At 59.1% G+C, this 26,420-nt stretch carries 16 protein-coding genes; 5 read left to right on the top strand and 11 right to left on the bottom strand.

Annotated features, from left to right (window positions below; translation table 11 throughout):
• Nucleotides 1-98: 98 nt before the first annotated feature.
• Nucleotides 99-479 carry a helix-turn-helix domain-containing protein gene (locus AC1Q6C_RS28155; RefSeq protein WP_058227706.1) on the top strand — a complete coding sequence of 127 codons (381 nt, stop codon included), beginning with the start codon at nucleotides 99-101 and terminating at the stop codon, nucleotides 477-479.
• Here AC1Q6C_RS28155 and AC1Q6C_RS28160 read toward each other — a convergent pair.
• The 5 genes from AC1Q6C_RS28160 to AC1Q6C_RS28180 all read right to left on the bottom strand — a co-directional run bounded on the left by AC1Q6C_RS28160 (nucleotide 476) and on the right by AC1Q6C_RS28180 (nucleotide 6,311).
• Nucleotides 476-2,269 carry an AMP-dependent synthetase/ligase gene (locus tag AC1Q6C_RS28160; RefSeq protein WP_230358886.1) on the bottom strand — a complete coding sequence of 598 codons (1,794 nt, stop codon included), beginning with the start codon at nucleotides 2,267-2,269 and terminating at the stop codon, nucleotides 476-478. The genes AC1Q6C_RS28155 and AC1Q6C_RS28160 overlap by 4 nt on opposite strands.
• The gene (locus AC1Q6C_RS28165; protein WP_230358887.1) at nucleotides 2,266-2,727 is read right to left on the bottom strand and encodes a MarR family winged helix-turn-helix transcriptional regulator; all 462 of its coding nucleotides are present in this window, start codon (nucleotides 2,725-2,727) and stop codon (nucleotides 2,266-2,268) included. The genes AC1Q6C_RS28160 and AC1Q6C_RS28165 overlap by 4 nt, the downstream gene beginning before the upstream one ends.
• Before the next feature lie 85 nt (nucleotides 2,728-2,812).
• The gene (locus AC1Q6C_RS28170) at nucleotides 2,813-2,944 is read right to left on the bottom strand and encodes a putative transporter small subunit (protein ID WP_003941363.1); all 132 of its coding nucleotides are present in this window, start codon (nucleotides 2,942-2,944) and stop codon (nucleotides 2,813-2,815) included.
• A gap of 27 nt (nucleotides 2,945-2,971) precedes the next feature.
• Nucleotides 2,972-4,624, bottom strand: a complete 1,653-nt coding sequence (locus AC1Q6C_RS28175) for a sodium:solute symporter family protein (protein WP_172436616.1) — start codon at nucleotides 4,622-4,624, stop codon at nucleotides 2,972-2,974.
• 388 nt (nucleotides 4,625-5,012) lie between these two features.
• The gene (locus AC1Q6C_RS28180) at nucleotides 5,013-6,311 is read right to left on the bottom strand and encodes a plasmid pRiA4b ORF-3 family protein (protein WP_306674061.1); all 1,299 of its coding nucleotides are present in this window, start codon (nucleotides 6,309-6,311) and stop codon (nucleotides 5,013-5,015) included.
• Nucleotides 6,312-6,650: 339 nt separating this feature from the next.
• Here AC1Q6C_RS28180 and AC1Q6C_RS28185 point away from each other — a divergent pair, with 339 nt between their 5' ends.
• The 4 genes from AC1Q6C_RS28185 (at nucleotide 6,651) to AC1Q6C_RS28200 (ending at nucleotide 16,876) form a co-directional block, all read left to right on the top strand.
• Nucleotides 6,651-7,247, top strand: a complete 597-nt coding sequence (locus AC1Q6C_RS28185; RefSeq protein ID WP_007726024.1) for a T3SS (YopN, CesT) and YbjN peptide-binding chaperone 1 — start codon at nucleotides 6,651-6,653, stop codon at nucleotides 7,245-7,247.
• Nucleotides 7,248-7,923: 676 nt separating this feature from the next.
• Nucleotides 7,924-13,836: an anti-phage protein ProA gene (gene proA / locus AC1Q6C_RS28190; RefSeq protein WP_230358888.1), complete on the top strand. Its 5,913-nt coding sequence runs from the start codon at nucleotides 7,924-7,926 to the stop codon at nucleotides 13,834-13,836.
• Nucleotides 13,837-13,977: 141 nt separating this feature from the next.
• Nucleotides 13,978-15,858: a DUF2075 domain-containing protein gene (locus AC1Q6C_RS28195; protein WP_328512021.1), complete on the top strand. Its 1,881-nt coding sequence runs from the start codon at nucleotides 13,978-13,980 to the stop codon at nucleotides 15,856-15,858.
• A 184-nt stretch (nucleotides 15,859-16,042) separates the two neighbouring features.
• The gene (locus AC1Q6C_RS28200; RefSeq protein WP_165639738.1) at nucleotides 16,043-16,876 is read left to right on the top strand and encodes an HNH endonuclease; all 834 of its coding nucleotides are present in this window, start codon (nucleotides 16,043-16,045) and stop codon (nucleotides 16,874-16,876) included.
• Between the two features lie 3 nt (nucleotides 16,877-16,879).
• Here AC1Q6C_RS28200 and AC1Q6C_RS28205 read toward each other — a convergent pair whose 3' ends face one another.
• The 6 genes from AC1Q6C_RS28205 to AC1Q6C_RS28230 form a co-directional block, all read right to left on the bottom strand.
• Nucleotides 16,880-17,875 carry an HNH endonuclease gene (locus tag AC1Q6C_RS28205; protein ID WP_039972632.1) on the bottom strand — a complete coding sequence of 332 codons (996 nt, stop codon included), beginning with the start codon at nucleotides 17,873-17,875 and terminating at the stop codon, nucleotides 16,880-16,882.
• A 511-nt stretch (nucleotides 17,876-18,386) separates the two neighbouring features.
• Nucleotides 18,387-18,878 carry a hypothetical protein gene (locus AC1Q6C_RS28210; RefSeq protein WP_070160179.1) on the bottom strand — a complete coding sequence of 164 codons (492 nt, stop codon included), beginning with the start codon at nucleotides 18,876-18,878 and terminating at the stop codon, nucleotides 18,387-18,389.
• On the bottom strand, nucleotides 18,875-19,729 hold the full coding sequence (locus AC1Q6C_RS28215; RefSeq protein WP_003940667.1) for a ParA family protein: 855 nt from the start codon (nucleotides 19,727-19,729) through the stop codon (nucleotides 18,875-18,877). The genes AC1Q6C_RS28210 and AC1Q6C_RS28215 overlap by 4 nt, the downstream gene beginning before the upstream one ends.
• A 33-nt stretch (nucleotides 19,730-19,762) precedes the next feature.
• Entirely contained in the window at nucleotides 19,763-22,687 is a 2,925-nt protein-coding gene (locus tag AC1Q6C_RS28220; protein WP_070160177.1) for a Z1 domain-containing protein, read from the bottom strand.
• Complete coding sequence (locus AC1Q6C_RS28225; RefSeq protein ID WP_230358889.1) at nucleotides 22,684-24,201, bottom strand: ATP-binding protein; 1,518 nt, start codon at nucleotides 24,199-24,201, stop codon at nucleotides 22,684-22,686. The genes AC1Q6C_RS28220 and AC1Q6C_RS28225 overlap by 4 nt, the downstream gene beginning before the upstream one ends.
• A complete protein-coding gene (locus AC1Q6C_RS28230; RefSeq protein WP_230358890.1) occupies nucleotides 24,194-26,317 on the bottom strand; it encodes a hypothetical protein in 2,124 nt (707 codons plus the stop codon). Before AC1Q6C_RS28230 ends, AC1Q6C_RS28225 begins: the two co-directional genes overlap by 8 nt.
• Nucleotides 26,318-26,420 lie beyond the last annotated feature (103 nt).

Raw genomic sequence — 26,420 nt, forward strand, 5'->3', positions numbered from 1 at the left:
CTCATGTAATGCAACGCACACGGCGCTAGCCAGCGTGCCGACGGACACTGTCGCTGTCTATGCTTGCGAAACACTGCCTTCGATCGGAGATATACCGCGTGAGCATCGACCACATCGTTTCCGCAGTCGACGGCGATGCTGCCGAGCGAATCAAAACGGCCCTGACCCAGAGAGCCGCAACCTCGACGGACACGACCACGCTGGTGTTCGACGGCGTCCGGATCGAGATTCCACCGTCGGTCGGCGACGCCGTCGTGCAGCTCCTGACCTACCTCGCTGCCGGGGACAGCGTCGCCCTCGGGCCAGTCGCAGAGCTCCTCACCACCTCGCAGGCAGCAGAGATCCTCGGCGTTTCGGACACGTATGTGCGCAAACTCGCCGACGCCGGGAAACTCCCGATCAAACTACGCGGCACCCACCGCAGGTTCCGCCTCGACGACGTGATGGCTTACCGCGAGCAGTTCCCCAAACGCGCCTAGCTCTTCGCGTACATTCCTTCGATCTCTTTCGAGAACCGATCGACGACGACATTGCGCTTGATCTTGAGCGTCGCTGTCATCTCACCGTCTTCCTCGGTCAGATCGCGATCGAGAATGACGAACTTCTTGATCGACTCTGCATGTGAGACAGCGGCATTGGCGTCGTCGACGGCCTTCTGCAGCTCCGCTCGAAGGTCCTTGTCGTCACGTAGTTCGGCGACGGTGGCACCAGAAGGCTTGCCGTTCTCCGCCTTCCACTTCTCGAACACCTCGGGGTCGACGGTCAGCAACGCCGTGATGTAGGTCTTCCCGTCGCCGACGACGACTGCCTGCGAGACGATGGAATGCGAACGGATACGGTCTTCCATCGGGCCGGGCGAGACGTTCTTGCCGCCCGCCGTCACCAGAAGATCCTTCTTGCGTCCGGTGATGGAAAGGTAACCTTCGCTGTCGAGTTCACCGAGATCACCGGTTCGCATCCAGCCGTTGACGAATGTCTCTTCGGTGGCCTTGTCGTTCTTCCAGTATCCCTTGAAGACGACTCCACCGTTGAGTTCGATCTCGCCATCCTCGGCGATGCGAACCCCGTTGCCGCCCATCGGCTGTCCGACGGTTCCGATCTTCTGAGCACCCGGGACGTTGACGCAGTGCGCTGCTGTGGTTTCGGTGAGGCCATAGCCTTCGTAGATCGGAACTCCGAGCCCACGGAAGAAGTGCCCCAGTTCAGGAGTGAGGGCGCCGCCGCCGGAGATCGCGAACCAGCACTCGCCGCCGAGAGCCGCGCGAAGTTTCGAGTACACGAGCTTGTCTGCCACTGCGTGCTTCACCTTCAGGATCAGCGAGGGACCGCCCTTGTCGAGAGCCTGGCTGTACTCCTTTGCAGTGGCTTCTGCGAAGGCGAAGATCGCGCCGGGAATCTTTCCACCGGACTCCGCCTTGCGTGCTGCGCCGTCACGAACTTTTTCGAAGACACGCGGAACACCGAGGATGGTGTTGGGCTTATAACGCTCGAATTGGGTTGTGATGGTGGCAAAGTCGGACCAGTGCGCCTGCGACGCACCAGCTTCGAACGTCGCAAGGGACACCGCGCGGGCCAGTACGTGCGCGAGCGGGAGGAAGGTCAGGACTCGGTTTCCCGGAACCGCCACCTTGCCGATCGATGCCGTGAGAATCCCGCGCACCTCGGACAGGAAGTTACGATGCGTGAGGATGCATCCCTTGGGACGGCCTGTGGTGCCGGAGGTGTAGACGAGTGACGCCAGATCGTCGGCCTTGATGCCCGCGAGTCGCTTCTTCAACTCGGTATCGTCAACGTCGGCGCCCTGTGCGGTCAGCTTTTCGACTGCTCCGTCGTCGATCTGCATGACGGCCTTGAGAGAGCTTGGCGCGTCCTGGAACAGCTGCTCGTGCGCGCCGGTTTCGACGATCGCGATGACGGCCTCGGAGTCTTCGAGGATCCAGCTGACCTGGCCCTGAGACGACGAATCGTAGATCGGGACGGTAGCGGCGCCGGCGGCCCAGATAGCGAAGTCGAAGAGCGTCCACTCGTATCGGGTCGCGGAGAGCAGTGCGACGCGGTCGCCTGCCTGCACACCAGCGGCGATGAGACCGTTTGCGACGCCGGTGACCTGCTCGGCAAACTCTTTGGCTGTGACGTCTACCCAACCCTCGCCCTTGGGGCGGGAGAACACCGTCAAATCTGGTGTGCGCTCGGCGTGCGCGAAGACGGTGTGCACCACGGACTCGTTGTCGGAGATGGTGAACTGGGCTTTGGCGCTGTACTCACTCACAGGGTGTCATCTCCGTTGGTCTGCGATTCGATGCTGATTCTGAAGCGGTGGAGTGCGCGGGCGAAGTCTGCGACCTCGGACTCGGTCCAATCGTGCAGCCTGCCGGCGACTTGGTCGAGCCGACGCGCGTCGGCGGCGTCGAGGTATTTGCGGCCAGCCTCCGTGAGATGCAGCGGATTGCCCTGACGAACGGATCCCGGATCGGCATACACCCAGCCAGCCTCGATGCACCCGCGCACTTGGCGCGAGATGGTCGAACGATTGACGCCGAAGACTTCGGAGATCTCCGTGGCCTTACAGCCGTCGTTGCGGCCGATGAAGGAGAGGAAGGAATGCTGCGCGATCGACGGGTGGTCATCGGAATGCCGATCCCCCGTCATCAGCTGCCGCGTGAGGTGCACCAGTTCGTCATGAACAGCTGGTGGACCGGTGAGCGCTATTGCTCCGTCGTGTTGCACTGAGCAACTATAACGCTGCCCCCAGTCCCGATTGCAATATGACCGCCGCCACCGACAAGAAGTCCGTCGGTGGCGGCGTGAAAAGTTAGACCAGATCCTCACCGTTGCGGCGAGCAGTTGCCCAATCCTTGAAGAATCCCTTGCTGATGACTCCCAGCACGACCAAGACCAACGCCGGCCAGATCAGAACATAAATGGTCAGTAGAGCTGTACTCATTCGTATTCCTTCCACTTGTCTCGACGGTTACTTTCCGGACGCTCCCACGGCAGGAAGCTCGTCATCGTCGAAGTCTCCCGTCCGCTGCTTGATCAGTTCGAAATCGAACGTCTCACGCTGATTGACGGACATCGCAAAGCACACGACGGTACTGACGGCATAGGCCACCAAAGATCCGCTGAGCGTTGGGTAGTCGTGGAGGAAGCCGATTGCGAACGGCGCGGACAGCACGATCGCCAGGCCACCGACGATCTGCGCAACCTTCAGGCCGAAGAATCCAAATGCCATGAGCCCCAGCACCACTCCGATACCGACAACGGCAACGATGTCGGAGAAGATCCCGAACATCCCATCCATCGGCACCCAACTGAATCGGACGGGCAAGAAGGCTGCAAGCGCCACCAGCACCGACACAGTGAAGGCCTTGTTGGTGACCTTTCCCCAATAGAAGCTCGCGATAACCGGGAACACCAGCGCGCCCCACAGCGCGCCGACGAACACCAACAGATCAAGAATGCTCAGTTGCAGACTTGCCAAGGAGATAGCCGCCGCCGTGGCAACTATCATCGTTACTCGGCCGATGAGCAGCATCCGTCGAGGGTTCGCATTGGCCTTGCCTGCGACGGCTTGGCCGTAAACGTCGGTCATCACGATGGACGAGAGCGCAGCAAGGTCCGAGTCCGCCGTCGATGACAGCGCGCCTATGATCATGACAAAGAAGACAGCCAGCAAAATTCCGGGCAGGTACGACGCGGCCATCTGCGGAATCAGATTGTTGACGTCACCATCCATCGGCTCGATTCCGAGGTATAGAGCGAGAACACCCAGCATTCCGACACCAATGACCGTTGCGCCGTATCCGACGGTTGCGGTGATGAAGGTGGGCTTGATCAGGTCTTCGCGGACCGCGAACAGACGTTGGGCAATGGTCTGGTTGCCGATTGCGTAGGCAAGAACTGCCGCGATGTACGGCGCGCCCTGCTCGAAGAAGGCAACGCTCGAGAAGAAGTTGCCCTGCTCAGCAGTGAGGTTGCCTGCCCCGGATTCGAAGGCTGCCGGGAACCCTGCCGCAAAGAAGATGAACGGCACCAAAACCGCTACCGCACCGAGCATTCCGATCAGCTGAACGAAGTCGGTCAACACCGAAGCGCGGAAGCCCGACCACAGTGTGTACAGCAAAACGCCCAGCGCAACGATGAACACACCCTGGATGAAGTTGAACGGCGAAAGTAACGCGATCAGCAGACCACCAGCGAGGAAGTTCGACATCAAACTGATGAGACTGCCGACGATATTGGAACCCGCGAGCATCAGCTGACTCGAGCGTCCGTGCCGCGCGTACATGACCTCAGCCAGCGTGTGGGCTTTCGGTGCCACTTTACGAATTCGCTGGCCGAACGGATAAATGAAGAGAATCATCAACGCGCCCCACAAACCGTAGTGAATGGGGCCGGAGATTCCGTAGGTGTAGCCAGAAGTGGCAGATGCGTACATCGACGACGCCCAAATCCAGGTGGCCGTCATACTCGCGGCCGAAACACCAAATCCTAATTTGTTTCCGGCGGTCATAAAACCGTCGGCATTTTCCTGTTTCTTACCAATACGAAGAGAAATCAGAAATGTTCCACCATAAAAAGCAACAAGCAGTGAAACAATTACCAAGGTACTGAACTGGACCATGTCGGACCCCGTCACATGCCACATCCTTCGCACATAATCGGCAGAGCAAAGCACAAAACCCCTGTTCAGGATCTTTGCGCTTCGTTTCTGCACGCCCTAGGAGCGACCGCCATACCAACACCGGTCACATATTCAATTGACTAGCAACACGCACTTCGTCTTTTCGGAAACCCAACCTCCACAAAATAAATCTTCTGCGCAAGCTTTTGGCTCGACCACGCAATTCAACAACTGAGAATCGACCATAGCATGATGGCAATTTCGAACAAAAACTCCGATATTTTCCCAACCGAAAATATTCATGTTTCCGCCGCAGTAAAATCGTGCGCTTCCAGCGCATATAACAACTCCGCATCGATTGAAATCGATGCTCGATTCGATCGCATACCTACATCGACAGGACCATCCTGGCAAAGCGTCGGCCCCACTCGGGATCGGCGGAAACATGCTGGTCCAGCGGATTGGAGACAATCGCCCCGATCATTCGCAAGTACACGAGAGTGTCTCGCACCATCCACGTCCAATCGTCGTCCCCGAGTCGTGTTCCGTCTGTTGTCGACCAACCCAATGCCGTGAGGCCTTCGATCATCACTTCACTACGTTCGGACTCCGACAAGCCGGCAGCCAACGTAAGGAACAGAATTCGGCCGGCTTCCTGCGCCAACTCACCCTTTCCCAACGGCATGGCCGACACGATGTGACGCCACAGCTCGCCTTCATATGCAAGCACTGACGCGCCGAGTCGAGTCAGAAGCAATGTGCCTCGGAGTTTCCGGACAAATCTCAGTGTCTTTGCGACTTCAACGAGTACTGCTAATTGCGAGTCACTCCCTGCCGTGACACCGATCCAGTCGCTGCCCCAATCGAGTTCGTCTCGGGCGGCCGCAACATGGTCCGAAGGAAGTGCCCCGGACGCCGTCAAAACAATCCCACCACCTCGCGCGGAGTTCAGCAGCCACAGCAGTTGGCGGGTTGCTCCTTCACGCATCACCTCGAAATAGTTGTCATATCCGCCACGAAGCTCCGCTTCGGCAACTGCGGCAAATAGTTTCGGCGCGGAATGAACAGACAAGCGGCGCAAGAACTTCTCGAACAGCGAGCTTCCCACAGGCGGCGATTTATGCAGTGCCACTGCAATGGTGACTGCTGCATTGGACTCTGCGGGAACAAAACGTTCGGGATCGAACAGTCCGGTACTCGCCTGCACATTCAGGAACTCGCGATACCCGATCGGACCGCCAGAATCCTCCGGCGGGCACGCTCTCTCGCCGTCGAGACAGGATGGCTCAGGAATCGGCTGGTCTTCGACAATCTGCTCGAGAACCAACGTGTGACTCCACCTTGCGCGGGCGTTGTACTCATAACGGACGTACTCCCCTACCGCGGTAACTGCCTCGTCGATCCGGACTTCGTCCTCACCAAACTCGTCTTCCTGGTATCCGTCGCGCTCGATCACATCTGGCGCGATATACCGATCTGGGCCATTGTCCGTTGAATGATGGACACTCACCCACTGATGAGCGTGTTGATCTCCCCACCCCATCACCGCCTGCACAATCGAATGAAGTTGGTCCAGTTCGATATTCGACGGAACCGAAAACCGTCTCCAAATAGGCGGCGTGATGCAATCGAGTTCGATCCGCATGACAAAGTTCGCCGCCTCCGGCCGTCGACGCTGATTCCGCATCTGCCTCGGCGTAAGGACCTTCATCTGGCTTTGCGCCGCTTGATATGCAGCTACCAAACGCAGATGTGAAGCTCGCCGAACTCTCTGACCCGTCATGCATGGAGGCTAGATCTACCTACCGACAGCCGAGATACTCACTGCCACAAGGCTGTCCGATTTGTCGGGGCTCGCATCACGTCGCTGGTCGGCTGTTAAAGTCCTGATCGCGCGGACCTGCCCAGGCATTTTCAATCATCCACTGCGCGGACAATAGTGTGCGCCGATTACCGTAGACCTGACAGCTACCGCACGAAAACAGTGCCCAGCGCCTGCTCGGACTGGCACAGAACATGAGGATCCATGAGCGACCAAGACACGACCGCCGACCAGCCCCTCCACATCAACGGCGCAATTGCCTTGGTGACGGACGAGCGCGACGAATTGGTTCGCCTGTGCGTTCAAACTCTCGCCGAACTACTGGGCAGTGAGCCTGCCACCGATGACGACGGCGACATTGTCGTGCCGGTTCACGGGTTTGTCGTCTACGTAACTGTTGCGGATGACGGCCCTCAGATCAACGTCTGGTCCTCGGTCCTGACGGGCCTCGGCAATCCCTCGCACGCTGCGACTCGACTGATCGAACTCGCGCAGGAATGGCCACGCCTGCGCTTCGCCTTCAGCGGCGACCACCTACTGGTCTCCACGATGCTCGACGCCGATCCCTTCGCTCCGCAGCATCTGCTGAACCTGATCGACGAGGTTCACGACTTCACTCACGAACTCGACGACGATTTTGCTGAATCCTTCGGAGGGTCCCTCGACTGCGACGCGGATGACGACAGCTACGCCGGCGAATGCACCACCGGTGGCTGCGGCGGAGACTGTGACTGTGCGTGCGGCGATGATGCAGACGGCGAGCTCAGCATCAGGGCGGTCACCTCGACGCCCAGCGAGTAAGCAATAACCCACGGCTAGTATTGCGCGCGTGCATCTCTGCGATTGCAGAGATGCACGCGCGCTGACGTTTGTTGCCACTTTCCAGTACCGCCGGAAGCGACAACATCCAGCCTTCGGCGGCGAACGCTATTCCGGTCGATACCGTGAAATGCAAGCGCGGCTATCTCGTTACGGTCCGCCAGCCGGCCGCGTTCGCTGGTACCAGGCGCGAACCTACGATCTGCGCATCCTCGACCGTGACACCCGGCGTTGCAGTTTCGCTCCTCGCAGCATTCATCTGGCTAGCCGAGGTATCGGAGTCAGGTAGCTGTGCCTTGTGGATCGAATATTTCAGGGTCTAGACCCTATTTCTCAAGAGGCGCAGACAGGGCGAATGCGCAACGCCCAGCCTGTTCTGAAATTCGCAATCCCTCGTTCATCAGTCACAGACAATAAGAGATCTCACATGAAAAGTATGCGAAACGATAGTGGGAATGTGCCGCAAAACGCCTAGACACTGCAGACCAGTCAGTGCCATGCCCTAACGTAATTAATTTGATCGTACGGAGTTGGAATCTTCGTCCGGGTAAATTGTGGAATACGATTCGGAGGAAAAGTGAACGAGCGTGAATCAGCACGGGACCGATGCCGTACGGAAGTTGATGGCATCTCCATCGAACTTCATACACACCCCGCCGTGAACCTGGCTCTGGTCCACAACGGAGTACCGCTGGTACGGGGGCTCTCGATCACTAACAACTCCGATTCGCCCGTCGTCGATATGAAAGCAACCGTACAACTGCACGGTGCCGGCCAGGAACTCTCACCGGCTCGAACTGACATCGTCGACGGTTCTCTCGCTCCCGGTCACGAGGCGTTCTGGGACGACTACGCGGCCGTCGTGCCAACTGTTCCGCACCTTCGAGAACTGAACGAGAGCTACCCTGCCACCATCGCGGTCACCGTCTCACGCCTTTGGGGCGATGACATCGCGTTGAATGTGCCGATTAGAGTTCTAGCCCACAACGAGTGGTTCAATGCCCCCGAGTTCTTCGATTCACTGGCAGCCTTTGTTCAGCCAAACACCCGAGCTGTGAGCAATGTTCTCGACGCCGCGTCCGAGCTTCTTGGCAACCTCACCGGTTCCACCTCACTCGAGGGGTATCAGCGCGGACCACAACGTGCTGCAGAGATCGCGGCAGCAACCTACGAAGCCCTACGCCTCCGTCAGATTCGCTATATCGATCCGCCTGCCTCGTTCGAAGGAACGGGCCAGAAGATCCGAACGACGGCACAGGTACTCGATGAATGTTTCGGAACGTGCATCGATCTAGCAGTCACCTATGCAGCATGTTTGGAAGCGGCCGGACTGCGACCGGTCATCTGGCTTGTCAAGGGACATGCATTCGCTGGATTCATGCAAGAAGAAGCTCACCTCTCACACAGCGTCATTCTCGAGTCGAACGCGATAGCCAATCTCTTCGATTCCGGAAAAGTCGTAGCCGTCGAAGCTGCATACTACGACAGCAGCCCCGAAGGATCCTTCAAAAATGCTGTGGCACATGCTAGACGCCACTTCTCCCAGCCGGACGACCTCCATGGACTTGTCGCGATCGCATCCGCCCGCAAGGACGGTGTGCGGCCGCTTCCAACCTTCGACGAATTCGCATCGCCAATATCCGAGCGCACCGCCGCCGGCAAAATTCAGCCGGACCTCAGCCTGCCCGATAACCTTCTCACTAAACAGAATTCGGTTGACACGGTCTTCGATGCAACTGACGCTTCTCCCCCACGAGTTCAGAAATGGAAGCGATCCCTGCTTGACCTCAGTACACGGAACCGTCTGCTCAATTTGAAAGAGTCGCGGGAAGTTATCGATCTCCATGTCCCCATCGGCGGACTCGCATTACTCGATGATTTGGTGCATGCAGACGTTCCCATTGAGCTCACTCCCCACGACGAACTGAGTTCGATCCACGAACTCCAAGGCGCACGCCAAGCCCAAGACATCGATGATGCAACGGTTCTCGACTATTTACGCGACCGAAAGCGAATCTATGCAGTCGTCAAGCACGACGTATATACAGCCCGACTCAAGCACCTGCAACGCACCGCGCACACCATGTTCGAGGAGACCGGCAACGCCAATCTCTATCTGACATTCGGCGGATTGATGCATGCCACCAGCACCGGACGGCCAGCGCGAGCTCCCCTATTTTTGTTGCCCGTCAAGGTTACTGGCGGCTCTGGGCGCAGCCCCTTCAGGATTGTGGTCGACACGTCCGGCACATCAACACCAAACTACTGCCTCGTCGAGTGGCTACGGCTCAAGCACAGTGTCTCGATTCCTTCTTTGGAGACGCCACCTCTCGATGAGAGCGGCATAGACATCGACGCAGCTCTCAAGGGCATTCGCTCGGCGATGATCGAGCACAACTTGGATTTCCGCATCGATGAAACTGCGTCACTGGCCATTTGCCAGTTCGGAACTTTCGGCATGTGGAAAGACCTCGACGATCACTGGGACCTTCTTGAGCAGAGCCCCATCGTTCGTCATCTGACTCATCATGCTGGTGAGTCGTTCCGAGATTCACGTCGCCCGGACGGTACCGAGATTGAAGCTGTACCGGTCAAAGAACTCGACGTGCCCGTCCCAATCCCTGCCGATGGCTCACAGCTCCGTGCAGTGGCATTGGCAGCGGATGGTCACTCCTTCGTCCTGGAGGGCCCTCCCGGTACCGGCAAGTCACAAACCATCACCAACCTCATTGCGCACACTCTGGCTCAGGGCAAGACCGTGTTGTTCGTAGCCGAGAAGCAAGCCGCCCTCGAGGTGGTGAAAAAGCGGCTGACAAAGGTCGGCCTGGCCGAATTCACGCTGGACCTACATGGAAAGAGTCAGAGCGCTAACGCTATTCGCGCTCAGCTGAAGACCGCGATCGATCATTCTGTTCACTACAATCAGCGCGCCTGGTCAGCAAAGCTCGCTGAGTTGCGGGCCAAGCACGTCCCGCTCGACGACTATCCGTCCAAGATTCACACCGAGAACGGCGTCGAGCACACACTGTGGACTGCCTACGACACAGTCCTCAGCCTTGGCGACGGCCCGACGGCCACAATTCCTGCGCCTTATGTTGCGTCCCCTAAGGTCAGCGTTCGAGCAGTCACCAACGCATTGCAGCAATTCGAACGTGCTGCCCGGTCGGTCACGATAAATCGCGTCAATCCGTGGACCATCGTCGGAGCGATCGATCCGGCAGCATCGGAAGACTCGTTCCGCTCCGCTTCGGCGCAGATGAACTCCGCACTTGCGCTCGTACAGCAGACCCCGCCTGCTTTGCGGATCATCGAGCGGATGCGCACTCCCGCCGAGATCGAGGTCTTGTTGCCGCAGGCCCGCCGGCAGTCGAACTGGATGATCGCCGACCCGACCGTAGTCGAGCGCATGCAGGGCACCCAATGGACAACGTCCCGCACTTCACTACTCAGTGAGCTGACCCTGCTCCAACAGCAATGTGCGCCACTCACTGCAGTTTTCATGCCGAACTTCATCGGATCTGGTTCCGTCGAACCATTAATCGTAGCGGCCGAGGAGGTCAGCAAGGGCATATTCGGCAAAAAGAAGCGAACCGAGCAATTCATCCGCGATGTTGCACCGGCACTATTGCCTGGCGTGGCGATCGATCCGGACACCGCATTGCCGTTGTTGCGATCGATTTCCAGCGCACGCGAATTGACTCGACAAACTGTCGAACACATGCGCACCCTGCTCGGGCCATTTGCTCCCCCGGTCTGGAACCCTTTCAACGCTGACGCAGCACAGCAACTTCAGCCGGCGTTCGACTTCATCGATATGTCAGGTGACTACATCCGCGCACACCCGGGCATGTGGCGGATCCTGGTCGAGTCCGGTCTTGTGTCCCAACAGAACATCGATGCGCTCGCAGCGGTGTCACAAGCGTGGCTCACCTGGAAGAAACTCCTCGGGTTCAGCGACGCCGAGTTCGACCGTTGGTGTGATGAGTCCCATTGGCTGTCCGCGTGGGGTCGCGACTCAGAAGCCTGGAGATTTTCGATCGATGCAGACGCGGGAGCGTCCGTTCGCAAGTGGTCGACAATGTCGACATTCCTCGAGCCACTGCAAACTGCCGAGCTGAATGTCTTTGCCCATGAACTTCTCACGGGCGCTATCAACTCTTCGGACGCTGAAGTCGCTTTCATCCGTGGCCTGGCAGTTGCTTCGCTGAACGAACACAGAAGAACGCAGGGACTCACCAATTTCAACAAGGCCCTCAAGGATGGCGAGACTCTCGACTACGCCCGAGCCTCGGCGGCTCAACGCGAGGAACAGATCGCAGCCCTGCCCGCTGCATTGCTCGACCGACGCCTATTCAAGGCCGGTGCGCTGTCTGGCGAAATCGGGCAGCTTCGACGCCAACTCGATGCCAAGCGCGGTGGAACCACCTTCCGTCAGTTGATGACTCGCTACTCAGACCACATTTTGGCAGCAACGCCGTGCTTCTTCGTCAGCCCCACGTCCTTGGCTCAGTTCGTGCCGCCGGGATCAGCCACATTCGACGTCGTTGTATTCGATGAGGCCTCGCAGGTCACTGTCCCTCAAGCCATCGGCGCGCTGGGCCGCGCCCGCTCGGCCGTGATCGTCGGCGATTCGCAGCAAATGCCGCCGACTGCAATCGGCCAGGTGACCGCAAGCGATGGCGACGATGTCACTGAAGATGACGAGGTCATACCGGAGGATCTCGAGAGCATTCTGACGGAGTCCGTTGAATCTGGGGTTCCACGGCTGTGGCTATCCTGGCATTACCGGAGTCAAGACGAATCTCTGATCGCCTTCTCCAACCGCAAGTACTACGAGGGACGCCTCGCGAGTTTGCCTTCACCTGGCGGCGATGCCACAGCTGGCGTCGAATGGCGAAGAGTGCCGGGACATTTCAATCGCGAGACTAAACAACTGCACCGAACCAACATTGTCGAGGCGGAAGCGATTGTGGCCGAGATTCGCCAGCGCCTGTCGAATGCCAATCTGGCGTCTCAAAGCATCGGCGTCGTCACGTTCAACGCACAGCAACAGACCCTGGTGCTCGATTTGCTCGAGAAGACCGGAGACCCATTGGTCCTCGACCAACTGCGCACCGACAAGGAAGACGGAATCTTCGTCAAGAATCTCGAGAACGTGCAGGGCGACGAGCGAGATGTCATTCTCTTCACAACGGCATTCTCGAAGAAGCAGGACGATTCGAAGATGCCACTCAACTTCGGTCCGCTGACTCGTACTGGTGGCGAGAAACGATTGAACGTCGCCATTACCCGTGCCCGCCGAAAGGTTGTCATCTTCACCTCGTTCGAGCCTTCGGACATCGATCTTTCACGCACCAAGTCGGTTGGAATGGCGCATCTTCGCGGATATCTGGAACTCGCTGCACAACCTGATCGCTCCGGCAACGCCTCGTCCCAACCACGCCCCCAGAACACGTCCGATCAGATCCAGGAGTCGATCTGTGAAGCCTTGCGCCAACAGGGATACGAAGTCGAAGCAAATTACGGTCTGTCAGACTTTGTTCTGGACATTGTTCTTCGTGAACCAGAATCCGAATGTTGGCAGGTCGCAATCCTGCTCGACGGGCCGGCGTGGGCTGAGCGTCCGACGGTCGCTGACCGCGATCTGACACCACAGCTTCTCGAGTCGATGATGCATTGGGGAGCTTCAGTTCGCGTGTGGCTTCCCAATTGGATCGACAACCCCGAATCCGTTGTCCAACAAGTCAAGGAAGCGCTGACCAGATCGAAGCTCCGCATGGCCGAACGGCAAGCCCAGATCGACGCCGCAGCACTGGCTCAGGCCGAAGCTATCGCTGCCGCTGCGCTGGCTGAACTCGAAGTGTCGATATCGGTCGACTTCTCAGCCGACAACACCCGCTGGCTGAAATCGGATGAGCCCGACCACCCCGCTGAAGTGTCCGACGAACCCGTCCTGATCGGTCGGATGGCTGCAGCTGATACGCCCCCTGCCAGTCCTGTTGCCCGGGATTGGGATGGACGCGGAACCACGTATCTGGAGGCGCCCACAACAACGCTCGGACCACGCGGTGATCTCGATCGCGTGGATTCACCCTCGGTTCAGCAAACGATCCTGAGTGCAGTGCGGGAAACAGTAAACATCGAAGGCCCGATCTCGATGGACCGTTTGGCCCGTGACGTCGGCCGGCGCTTCGGTCTCGACCGTGTCTCGGCCGGGAAACGGGAGACGATCGTTCGTTGCATTCCGGCCGAGTTGATCAAAAAATCAGGACTCGGCGACTTTGTCTGGCCGAAGGAACTCAACCCGATTGGCTGGCGTGGCTACCGCACCACCCCGGCCGAGATCACGCGAAGTTTGATGGACATTGCGCCCGAGGAGATCGTGAATGCCATGATGGCGGTCTGTGGTAGCAAGTCGGATGTAGACTCCCTGCATCGTCGAACTTTGGCAGTCTTCAATCAGAAGCGACTGACCACTCCAACCCGGGAACGACTCGACGCTTGCATTCACCTCGGGCTTCAATCCGGTCAGCTGATCAAGATCGATGAGCACTACCGCGCAGGATCGTAGCGCGGCACGAGTCGCTCAATCCGTCAGGCCGCGCTTCCGCTAATGTACTGAGCGCGGCCCGACGGACTTCCGCTGTGATTCACAGCCACGGACATGCCCCCACCCGCACGACTCGATTCGTGCTGCCTGGGGGACCTCACTGTGACCTTGCTTCGTACTTCTGCCAACAGGATTGGCGCGATGGCGAATCCTGATTCCTTGGTGGAACAGCTGTTGGAACAAATGCTGTTTCGTACCGGCCGGCGCGCAAGTGAATCGGAGCAGAAGTCGTGGAGCCGCAGCCTTCCCGTTCTAGCCAATGATTTGATCGAAGCCGGTTTGGGCGGCGTCGAGATGTTGGTCGAGTACCACTTACCTCTCACGTCTCAGCGCGCTGATGTCGTACTGGCCGGACTACATCCGACTACCGGCCGACCGTCATATGTCGTGGTGGAACTCAAGCAATGGTCGGCCGCCCAACGATATGAAGGCAGCATTGACCTCGTCGATGTGCCGGGGATGCCCGGTGGCCCCAAACTGCACCCTGTCGCACAAGTCAAGGGCTATTGCGAGTATCTGTCAGATTTCGCGAAGGCTCTTGCAGATCAGCCCGATGCGGTTGCCGGCGTGGCCTACCTCCACAACGCCACGGATCCCGCAGCCGTCGCAGAACTACGGTCGTATCCCGTCTCCCTCAGCGGCCGGTTGTTTACCGGAGCCGACCGCGGAGATATGCAAACCTTCCTCAAATCTCGGCTCTCGACTGAGTCCTCCGGACACACTGCCGGTGATACTTTGATCCGTTCCGCAGTGGCACCCTCTCAACAATTGCTCAAGGTAGCTGCCGCCGAGGTCCGCGATCGACCGCAGTTCCATCTCCTTGGTGAGCAGCAACTAGCTGTCGACCTCGTACTCCACGCAGTGGATCAAGCTCACCAACTCGATCACAAGCGAATCATCATCGTCACCGGAGGGCCTGGCAGTGGAAAAAGTGTCGTCGCACTGTCCTTAGTCGGTGAACTCGCGCGGCGCGGTCGAACGGTATTGCACGCCACAGGTTCCCGATCCTTCACTCAGACACTTCGCAAGGTCGCCGGCGCCCGCGCTCCACGGGTGCAGAAGATGTTCAAGTATTTCAACCAATTCATGACCGCTGACCGCAACGGACTCGACGTACTAGTTCTCGACGAAGCTCACCGTATCCGTGAGACCTCAGTCGACCGCTACACCAAGGCAGAGCTTCGAACGGAGCGTCCTCAGCTCGACGAATTGATGGCAGCAGCACGCGTCCCCGTTTTCCTGCTCGACGAGTACCAGGTGGTGCGACCCGGCGAGATGGGATCACTGGAGCAGATCGAGCGACATGCAAAGTCTCTCGGATTGGAAACGCAACACGTTCACCTCGGTGAGCAATTCCGTTGCGGTGGTAGCGAAGAGTACGTTCTCTGGGTCAAACAGCTTCTCGGACTGGCAGAAGGTGAGCCCGTAGCCTGGGCTGGCGATCCGCAGTTCTCAGTTCGTATCGCCGACACACCGCAGGAGATGGAACATCTGCTGTCACAACAGATCGAACGTGGATATTCGGCTCGCATGACGGCCGGGTACTGCTGGCCATGGAGCAACGCCGAGAAAGATGGCACTCTCGTGCCGGACGTAGAGATCGACAACTGGTCCCGTCCCTGGAACAGCAAGAGTGACAGACGAATCGGAGACGCACCTCCGGCCCCGCTTTGGGCTACGGAAGACGGCGGTTTCGGGCAAGTTGGATGCGTCTACACCGCACAGGGTTTCGAATACGACTGGAACGGTGTCATTCTTGGACCTGACATTGTCTGGCGCAACGGCGCATTCACCACGGTACGCACCGCCAACCGCGACCCGGATCTCAAAAACACCAAGAAGATCGGCGACGTCCGGTTCAACCGCTTGATCCGCAACATCTACAAAGTTCTGCTCACCCGAGGCATGGTTGGAACTGTCATCTACTCGACAGACGAAGAAACTCGAAAAGCTTTGCGTTCGTTGGTGAGCGAACACCTCTGACCTTCCGTTCGAAACACACTTCTAGCAGAAAACGAGCTCGGCCCGACAGGCTTCCGCCACAGGACATGCCTCCACCCGGTGCGATACCGGATAGGTGCATGACTAAATGTCCGCTTGGATAGTTCCGATAGACGGCGATAAGCTTGAGAACTGGGAGATCGCCCAAGCCAATAGCTTCTGGGACATGCCCAAGCGTTTCAATATCCAACAAGGCGACGACGTTTTCTTCTGGCTTTCCGGCGAGAAGCCCAAGGTCGCGCATGCAGGCATGGCCGGCTGGGGAATTGTGTCCTCGGGAGTGGAAGTCGTGGATCCAAGCACGCTTCCTTGGACCGATCCGAACTACGGCTACAAGTACAGGTTCCACTTCCAGCTGGTCAACACACAGAGAACCGTCGACCCCCGCTGGGGCGAGGCGCAGAAGCTGCTCGGGACCGCATTCACGGCGCAAGCTCCCCGCGAATTCCAAACCACACAGCAAGTCGATTACTTGCGATCACTATTCGCCTCCCAAACTGACCGCACCATCGGGCCGTATGCGACGACTATCACCGTCGACTCGTCTGTTGTTCCCTCACGAATCGACGACCCGTACGTCCAAGGCGAGGACATGCGCAAGCGAGCCGAGCGCTTGATCGTGATTCGCCAAGGCCAGGGTGCGTTTCGGAAATCTCTCATGGACAACTACCACGGTGCCTGCGCTATGACCGCAACCTCAGTGCCATCAGTGCTCGAAGCCGCTCATATCGACCGCTACTTTGGTGAGAACACGCATCACGTAACCAACGGGCTTCTGCTGCGTGCCGATCTCCACACGTTGTTCGATCTCCGACGCATCACGGTGGACGAGAATTTCCTTATCCGAGTCGATCCCAAGCTGACGGGCACGGAGTACGAGTCTCTCGATGGCATGCCACTTCGGTTGCCCGCCAACCTAGCTCACCACCCAGATCGGGGTGCTCTCCACCGGCACCGCGAAAGCTGCTCCTGGATGCCCAATTCATCGGCCACAACCTAAACTTCAGGATGCGACGTAAATCTGCGTACGATGCCAGTCCAGGTAGGCGATGTCTGGCCGGTCGGCAGCATCGGGCAGTATCAAACGGTCTGTGAGGGGTGGCTTTCCGAGCGCCGCGCGCAGCGGGCCTTCGGTCAGCATCTCGTTCTCGACACCAGGTGCGTAGTGAAGGTTGAGTTCCTTGTCGACGGTGATCAGTCCTGTGTCAAAGGCGACGTCGTGGGTCGGGCAGGCGGTGAAACCATTCCGGTGGTCGAGGCGTTCCCTACCGGTGCTGTCACGCCAAGGTTTTATGTGACTCGCGGTGAGAAGTCGTGGACGGCGGCGTCCGCCGATATTCGCGCTGAGTCCGCAAAACACGCATCGGTGCTGGTGATTACGAAGCACGCCTTCTGCGAAACGGTGCTGCCCCACACGCACGGTGGAAGTTAGCAACCGCTGCGTGGTTTCTATCGGAATATCGTCACGCACTTTAGACCACTTTTCGAGAGTCAGTTCCAATGACTTTTCGATCTCGCTCTCCACCAGCTCTTCTTGACCCGCGAGCCACAGTATTTCGCCGTGCTCGAGGCCCAGGAAGTCCGGCAAAGTAACTTCGTCGATTCCGTGTTGCCTGGCCGACCGCAGGATTCGCAGGTAGACGTCTTGAAGAAGCTCGCTGTCTGAGAGCATCCGCGCCGCAACTTCAACTTCGTGCCGACCCCCGTTGCTGCGACTCCCGTCGAGGTTTGCCATCTTCGCGATGAAGCTGGTCGGTGGACGCTTGAATAATCGCGCTAGGTGTTGCACAGGCATGCCTGCACGATGAGCGGACCCGCTACCGAACCTGCTGTGGTCGACCAACAAGGAAGCGCATAGCGACAGCACCACTTCGGATGGCACAAAGTTCACTTGGTTCGTTTTTGGCGGAGGAATTTGGCGTGCCAATACCGACGTCCACTGCTCTGACAAAGCCGCTGGTGTCGGGTCGAGAAACTCAGAAATCGCCAACGGCGCCAAGATCCACTTCCCTCATCGAGGTTGACTGCAACATTCACACAGTAGCCGGCGCCCGAAATGACACACCCGCACCTTGCCGTAACGATCTCTCCCAAATCCGTGGCATCATGCGCCTCCGGACGCCACCACGCATCCAAAGCCGAGGCAGCCGGCATAACCCCCTATTCGGCAATACTCGAAGAATCACTCGCGGGCGCGTGTCGATTGCATGAGCGGTCCAGCTCGTCCACGCCGGATTCGACGTGTGAACAGAGTTAGTTCACAGCCCACGGACCGATGCTGAGCACGCGATGTGACGCCCGTTCGCCTGACGTGTCAACATCGACCACCAACCAGCGATGATGATCCGGCAGTCGGTGACTCTCTGCTTGCCGAAGCGTGCTTGTCATAGCTATGCCTCTGGCAGGTAGCAGTGAAAACAGTTGATGCTCAATTGCAAACCAGGCCCGCGAACCCGTGCGCCTTTCTGGTGGCGCCCACTACCATAAAGGCGCACAGGGGCCGCAGGCCCCTACCTGAACGCACTCCCCTTCGAGGTAAGAGTCTTCACCCGCTCGACAGTCCAGATCGCAAGCACATCCACTTTGCGCTTGCGACCCGTCTCCTTGTGCGTATCCATTTCCTGCTCCGCGATGATGTCCTTGATCCCGTCGGCATCGAGGGCCGAAAGACGCTCCAAGAGAGCCTCTTCCCCATCAAGCTTGAAGACCTCGAACGGGTCGAAAGCCCCCGGCTCCCGCTTCACCTTCGGTACAGCAGCACGACGACGCGGCGCCGGCGCAGAAGCAGGTACCACAACGGCGGATCCATCCGACGGAACTGCGAAAGCGCTTTCGATTGCCTTCGCGAACCGCGGGGTACGGGCAGCTTCCTCCGCGACGACCTGAACCAGCTTGGCCAGCAACACCGAGGCCGAGGCATTAGTTGCACCCAACTTCAAGAGCGCGGCACCGGTCTCCTGCACCTGCACGCGACGACGCGCCTCATCGATACCCGCACTCATAGCTTCGCCTGCGCTTCCGTGAGAATGTTCTGCGTAATTGCACGCATCTGATCGAACTGACCTGCATTGCCGTACTTCACCTTCAAAGTGCTGTACGGGTGAAACTCCGCCGACGCGGCAATCTGATTCGACTCCGCGAGATATTCCGGCAATACGTGTGGGACGTTGGGATCGCGCCGAAGATTTCGCACAGTCGTGCGGTGCACCGCCGAGTTGGACTTGTACTTGGTGATCACCAACCCGAGTTCGAAGAGTTCACGGCCGAGTTCTTTGCCGAACTTCGCGATGTGCGTCTGTATCTGCGGAATGCCGTACGTGGAGAGTACATCCGGGATCGTGGGGATCACGTAGCCGTCAGCCATGGCCAATCCGTTGAGTGTGATCGGCCCGAGATTCGGCGGGCAATCGATCAGAACATAGTCGTAGTACGGCATCACCGGGGCGACGGCATCCCTCAACAATTCAACCGGCTTGGTGGAGTTCCGATCAGCAACCCGAAGGGCACTGATCTCCTCCTGCAGCTCGATCAAATCGAGAGATGAGGGAAGCAGATCCACACCCGTCACTCGCTTGACCGGCGAGACTCCGCGCTGAATCGAAGCTTCGAGATCGAAGTTCGACGTGCCATCGACAGCGTCACGGAAAATGGTTGCGCTGGTCAGCCCTTGCTTGTTGAGTTCGAGCCAGTGATCCTCACTGATCATCATCGTCGTGAGATTGATCTGCGCATCGAGGTCGATCAACAGCACGCGCTGACCGAATTCGAGCGACATGAACTCGGCCAACCCCGCGGTGATCGTCGTCTTACCGACGCCGCCCTTGAGGTTGATCGTCGCAATCGTCTTAGCCATCAGAACCCATTCCTGTCTCCCACCACAACACACCTAGTTCGCATCGACGATCGCCCCTGTCCCTGACTGCTTCACCCGAAAACCGATTCGCCCCAACGGCTCCGCCGCGTGCGGAAGCGCGTACGAGAACAACGTCGCAAAATCGCGCGAGTCCACGGGACCAGCCTGTGCCCGTTTCAACTGACGAGGAGCCGGATCGTTCGCCAATACCAGAATCAATGCACCGCGAGTCTTCCGATGAAGTGCACCCGCAAGCGGTCCACCGTTCTTCTTCGGGCTGCCCGCAATGTGCTCGATCGCATCGCGCTCACGGACGGCCGTACCGGTGAAACCTGTTCGGTACTCGCGTTCCTGACGCTTGCGATTGACGATCGGAAGTTTCTCGTGCCAACCCTTGATCTCGATCGGCTCCCGGGTCTTGGGGTACGGCAGCAGAACTGCGAAGTCTTCGAGCAATCCGGATTCGATTGCGGTCGAGAGCGCTTCGCGGTGGGGACCGAAATCCCACCCGTTCGCCCACTCGAACTGGTCGACGGCCTCTAACACCACATGGGCAGGGACAATGCCGTATCGCGCAGTGAACGATCGCGAAACATCATCCTTGTCAACGAAATTGAAGGACCCTGTTTCGCCCAACGACTTCAATAATGGTGCAACCGCGTCGAAGTGCCGAGCGTTGATCGAACCGTCACCTCGCGGGGGCTGCATCGTGAAGCTGAAACTTTCACCGCCCATGCCTCGATAAACCAGATCGGCGTTGAACATCTTGTTTCGAGCCGTTGGCCTCAGCCACGGCAGCTGCTGAAACACCATCGGCGGCACATCGCGTGGAGTGACCCACGGTTCGCCCTTCTCGTTCACGCCGCTGAACCGAGTGAGCTCGTTCCGGAACTCCTGCTCGTCCCGAACGATCGCCTCGAACGCCTTGTACATGTCGTAGTCCGCGCCGGCGGGTCCGCCAACCGTGCGGCCGATGAACAGGCGCACCAAGTCTCGGTACCCGGGGCGGAATCCGAACCATCGTCCCATCTGCATCAATGTGTCAGCTTGGCCCGTTCGACGCGTGTAATAAGTGATGGTCAGGCCCTCGACCGTGAAGCCGCGACTCAGCTTCGTGCCGCCGACCAGAATCTTCCACACGCCGCGTTCCTGGAAATCGAGGGAATCCTGTTTGTAGTCCTTCTCGGCCGCACCGTTGACCACGATAACGGGGCTGGTTCCCTCGGAAATCTTGTCGTAGGCAGCGCCGATGAATTCCTCCAACTCGGCAAACGAACCAGGATTCTCCAGTTCACTGCCCCGAGCCGCACTCACCACCGCAAAGTCTTCGGCCCAGAGCTTGTCCAGCCGGGAAAGACTCTTGGCCTGGCTGTATCCGGCCGATTTCCACAAGGCCTTGAAGTCGTCGGCTACGGCGTCATGCTCGGCCTGCTTCACCGATTCGTGCACCAGCATCGTGTGGTGCCGATACGGCTTGGCGCCCTTCGATTCCCGGAATAGCTTGATCGCCCCGGTCAGGACAAACGAGTCGAGCGCTCGCAACTGCTCGGCTGAGCGATCCTCGTCGCACTCGGCCCGGAGATCCCGTACGTACGCTTTCTGGTTCGAATTGGCCGGAGTCTTGTCGTCGTCTTCGAGATCGTCTAGATCGTGGAAGTCCGCACCACCCATGTACGGGCCGGGCCGCTCGAGACTGACGATGAAGTCCGAAGGAAAGACGTTGACGCTGTCTTCCGGATCGACAAACACATTGGCAAAAGGTGTTGCGGTGTAACCGATGTACTGGGCACGCTCGAGTAGACCGAGGATCTCAGCAATCTGACCGTTGATCGCCGTCCGCTCGACCTGCTCGGTTTTCATCTTCTTCGGATCGATCGTGTTCACCGATGCCTGATCGGCTTCGTCGTCGATGATCAGGGCAGGAATCTGATCGAGTTCGGTCGGCACTTTCTTCAGATCGGCCACCAGCTTCTTGAGGCTGGAGACGTTCTTCTTCACGACCGCGATGCGAATATTGCTGGGGTACAGATTCTTCGGATCATTCAGCGGAAGGGAGTGATCCACGGTTTCGAAGTGCAGTGCGCTCAGGCCCGCGAGCAGGCTCTTGTAGTCAAAGGTAGAGGTGGTGAGTCGACGGATAGCCGGGATTTCATTGGTCTTGTTCGGATCGATTTCGTGTTCGAGAAAGTTCCCGTCCCGCCAGTCCTCGTCGTTGGCGTAGTCGTCGTCCACACCGGCACTGATGTTTTGACGACCGACCAATTCCATGTCGAGGCGTCGCTGAGTCTGGCTCCGGAGAATCTCGATCGTGCCGGTCAACACGATGACCAAGCGGTACCCAGCGTCGATCGCCTTGGCCACCACGCCGCTGAAATTCGCCGTCTTCCCGCTCTGGACGTAGCCGACCACCAAACCTTTGGACTGATACGGCTCGGGCCGCGTCGGATCCGCAAGCCGGTGCACAACCTCAGTGGTTGCAATGTCCAGCTTTCCGATTGTCGCCTCGTCCCAGTTCTTGTCGGCTAGAACTCGCTTGTAAGCGCGCCAATAGAAGTCGTGCTCGCGGCGGCGTTCGGAGGTGTACCAGGGGTCCCACGGCTGCTGAGCCGCAATGACAACGGGCCCACCTTCGCGAAGGAAGTGCGCATCCATCTCGGCGTGGGCGTCGACCGGCAATCCCAACAAGTCGTAGATCCGAGCCCGCCGTTCCGGACTTTGCGGAACAGTCGAGCCTACCCACGTCTCGACACTTTCCGCATCCCACTGCCGTAGACGCGAGGTGAGCGCCGTTCGTACACCGACAGCACTCTCATCGAGGAACACATCGATGATGTCCGCGATGGTCAGGCCATCCGGATAGCTCGCTCGCAGGCGCGCGTTGACCGGGTAGAGCACGTTCTCGGGCGGAAACCCGTCACCGAGTTCACGCGCAACCGCACGGAATACTTCATCACTCACTGCACTACCTGCTCCCGGTGCGCTGCCACTGCGGAAATCAACACTTCCTGCCACGCCTGCATCTTTTCCCTCTGACGAGCGCCGATTCTCGTTCCTTCGAACATCTCACTCACCAACAGGAAGACAAGCGTCTTGAGCACCGGAGCATCAGCCGGGTCGAGACTGCGACGTCCGAGCAGATCACGCCGAAAACGCGCATTGATCCACAAAGTCCGAGTCTTGAGGTCGACTTCGAAGAACTGATCACGCGCCAAGGCTCGCCAACCCACAGCAACAGGATCATCACCGACGCTGAATTCGAAGGCGTCGCTGAAGGAATCGAGCACGTCTTCCGGAAAGCCGGATGCCGGCTCGATGACGCTGATCGGCCGAGGTGCAGAACTTCGGGCTGCCCGCACGACGCGCTCGGCATCGGTCAGATACGAACGGAATCCACCGTTGCAATCCGTGAAGACGGCCCCGTCGACGGCAGCCGACGCAGTGGCGTCGAGCGTCACCCCCGATTTCTCGGGATTGATGGTGATGTGCTGCAGCAGAGAATCGTTCAGATCGACAGCAATTCGTGCCAATCCGTAGTCCGGTCGGCCCCGCACTATCGCGTTCCAGCCGCCGATCTGCAGGAGTCGATCGTGCCGATAGAAGTAGAGCCCCTGCTGGTCGCGGCCGGGGGCGCCGTGGATGCGAAATTCCGGTGCATTGCTCCGGGCGGGCCACATGTGAGCTTCGGCGGGTACTGTGGCACCGGCGATCGACACGGTAAGTGTCCGAGGGTAGTTGGGGTCGCCGGTGCGCGGATACCGGAACGGGTCGATGGCACTGACTGTGCGCAGCGCGCCGGCGCGTCCCGCTTCGACGTCGAAGACATCCACAGTCAGAGCGATCCGGCCGGATTCGATGAGACGGTGAAATACGACGCCGAGGTGACTGCGCACGTCGTTGATGGTCTGTTCGAGCCAGCTGGTCTGCTCGTCCGCGTGCGCGGACATGAGAAATGTTGTGATGCCGCGCCATTCGACAACAGTTCCGGTGTCGAAGGGAAAGCGGGGCGTGACTGCGTCGAAGAATTCTTCGGCTTGCCGGTCCTCGATCACCGAAACTGACTGACGCCCCTGCACTGAGGCCGAGTCGATCTCGCGGCCCTGCGTCGGGTGCCCGGACTTTCGAGACCACACTCGGAGCAACCGAGCCTGACTCAACGACGCCGCCTTCATCCCTACACCGAAATGACCCAGGTCCCCGGCGGCATAGTCGCGTCGGCGGCCGTAGGTCATCGCGGAATCAATGGTGTCACTGTCCATGCCGGAGCCGTTGTCGATCACCATCATCGACACGATCCGTGTGCCGTCCTGAACGAACCTGATCAGCACGTGGGAGGCCTCGGCGTCGAGGCTGTTGTCGATCAGATCGGCGAGCGCTGTCGCGATGGTGTGGTGCAAGCCGATGGCGCCGGCGAGGGACTCGTCCGCAGCAAGGATCTTGGTGCCCACTATGCGGGTGTCCGCGACGTCAGTCATGGGATGCATCCTTACCCTCTACCTCGTCGATTTCGGATGCTTCGCCGCGCCTCCATGCCGCCTCCAGGAAGTCCAAAACCACGTCTTCACCACGATCTTCGTACGCGCGCAGTATCTTTCGTGGACGGTCTTCGCCGTCCAGACACACGGCTTCGGCGAGAATCCGCACCACATGTCTCTCGGCAGTTCGCAATGGCTCGCGATTGCCAACCTCTGCAAGTGCCTGACGTAGTGGGTCGATGTCAGAGTGAACGATCGCCGGTCGGACCACGCGGAAGGTTCCGTCTTGCCACAGCTCGAGCAACACGTCTTCGCCCTCCACAGCGGAGAGTTCACGCAGGAATCGGCGGATAGTGCCGAACGTCGGCTGCGCTCCGGTCCACCGAACTGCTTGAACGCCGAGGTGGCTCTCCAACTCGATGGTCTCACCGCGCACACAGCCGGCAGCGACTGCAACACCGGCGGGTACAGCAAATCCGGAGCCCCGCAGATGATCTGCGGTCACAGTCAGTCGATACCGCCACGTACTACCTGACCGGTACAGGCGGCGAGTCAACTCTGGCGTCTTCGCAGTGTTGCGTGTCCGCTTGCGCCGGACTATCCCGTCACCACCAATGTTGAACTCACTGGCTTCTTCAGCCTCTCCCGAAGAAACCGGTTCCTCCCCAACGGAATCCGCGCTTCCCCAGGCGTGCAGCCGCCACACTGCGCCGTCGAGCGCCACGCGATCGTCGGCCTCGAGCGCGCGCTCGATCGACCGCTCACTGCGATCGGACTTCAGTAAGTCCACTAGCTCGACGACGGACTTCGGCGATCCGACGGCTTCGAGCGCGCCGACTGCCAGATCGGAGATCCGACGCGCACGCGTCAGCGCAGACTCCGCCACAACGACAACGCCGCACCACGCAAGCCACTTCTCCAGTTCGCCGCGTGACATCGACACCACTTCGGCGACGTCGTCGAGTGCAACCACACCGTTCGGGGACTCAAAGTCCTCGAGCAAGGTCTGAGTCCGCTTCTTGGCCTCCGCGACGCCCGGAGCGGCAGCCCAACCGTCAGTCACCTCGAAGTAGTCGTCGAGACGGTCCAGAACCAACCACAGCGGAACTCCGTAACCAGGCACCTCCGCCGCGATGCTCGGATGCACGTCGAGGAGGCGATCAAGCGAAGCTACCGGCTGAATCTCGACCCGCAGGCTGGCAAGCAGGTTCCCCACCGCCGTCCCGAATCCGCACGCCGCGTTGAGTTTGGCTTTCACGTCGGCCTCGATCTGCCCGACTCGCCCCGAGCCCACACCGAGCTTGGCTCCGATCGCTCCCCTGCGCTGCGGAACTCGCGCCACGATCCGCTCACGCAACACCAACGACTCCCGCTCGTCCAGCTGCGAGAAGAGATTGTCGATCTCGTCCATCGCGTCGGTACGGTCCGTGTCGGGCAAGTCGTTCGGCGTCAGAGCCGAGATCCGGGCGGCAACTTCCTGAATCGAGGCCGGAGATTCGTCGTCGATCTCGACGGTGACGAGTGGTCTGCTGTCCTGACCTCGGACCCGTCGCCACATAGCAAGCTGAGCGAGATCGTCGAGCAGCGCTGTGATCGCGGGTGGGGCACCTGCTTCCTCATTGGCCTCGACGCGGGCGAGCGGAGTCGTCATGACCGCACAGACCAACAGGTTGAGCACTATGTCGTGCACCGTCTGTTCGCTCGTTCCGCGCACGCCGAAGATCTCAGCGGTCGTGTGCATCAGCAGTCCGCCGATTGCTTTGTCGGTGGTGAGCCGAGACAGTGCAGTCACTGCGCGAGTATCGAGACTCAACACCTCCAGCGGGAGATCTTCACCAAGTAGCGGAAAGCTCGCTCTTAATACCGCTGCCGCGTGGTGAGCGATGTAGAGGGACGCCAGCTCGGAGAGAACCTTCTCGAGATCGACCTCGAGAACAGTGAACGACGGCGCTTCGCTGAACCACCAATCAGGTGACGGTGCCAGCGGCTCGAGCAGCGCAGCACGATCGGATACGTAGTCGTCCAGCCAAGGAAACAGATCGACCCACAGCGTCTGACTCAGCTCGTTCGCGGGAAGCGAGTTCACACCCAACGTCAACGCACTACTCCCACTCACGGATACCTTCATTGCGGTCAAAACCGACCGCGATGTCGGTAACAAGTTACTGCAGCTCGTGAGCGGTCGCAGCGCCGGACCCGCTTACCCGACAGTCAGACTT

The sequence above is a fragment of the Rhodococcus sp. MT28 genome (genome assembly GCF_058792695.1).

What these genes read in the sequence shown, in the direction of transcription:
- AC1Q6C_RS28170 (WP_003941363.1), bottom strand. Translation starts at nt 2,944, where the DNA reads ATGAGTACAGCTCTACTGACCATTTATGTTCTGATCTGGCCGGCGTTG.
- AC1Q6C_RS28175 (WP_172436616.1), bottom strand. Translation starts at nt 4,624, where the DNA reads ATGGTCCAGTTCAGTACCTTGGTAATTGTTTCACTGCTTGTTGCTTTT.
- AC1Q6C_RS28180 (WP_306674061.1), bottom strand. Translation starts at nt 6,311, where the DNA reads ATGCGGAATCAGCGTCGACGGCCGGAGGCGGCGAACTTTGTCATGCGG.
- AC1Q6C_RS28185 (WP_007726024.1), top strand. Translation starts at nt 6,651, where the DNA reads ATGAGCGACCAAGACACGACCGCCGACCAGCCCCTCCACATCAACGGC.
- AC1Q6C_RS28200 (WP_165639738.1), top strand. Translation starts at nt 16,043, where the DNA reads ATGCCCAAGCGTTTCAATATCCAACAAGGCGACGACGTTTTCTTCTGG.
- AC1Q6C_RS28210 (WP_070160179.1), bottom strand. Translation starts at nt 18,878, where the DNA reads ATGAGTGCGGGTATCGATGAGGCGCGTCGTCGCGTGCAGGTGCAGGAG.
- AC1Q6C_RS28215 (WP_003940667.1), bottom strand. Translation starts at nt 19,729, where the DNA reads ATGGCTAAGACGATTGCGACGATCAACCTCAAGGGCGGCGTCGGTAAG.
- AC1Q6C_RS28225 (WP_230358889.1), bottom strand. Translation starts at nt 24,201, where the DNA reads ATGACTGACGTCGCGGACACCCGCATAGTGGGCACCAAGATCCTTGCT.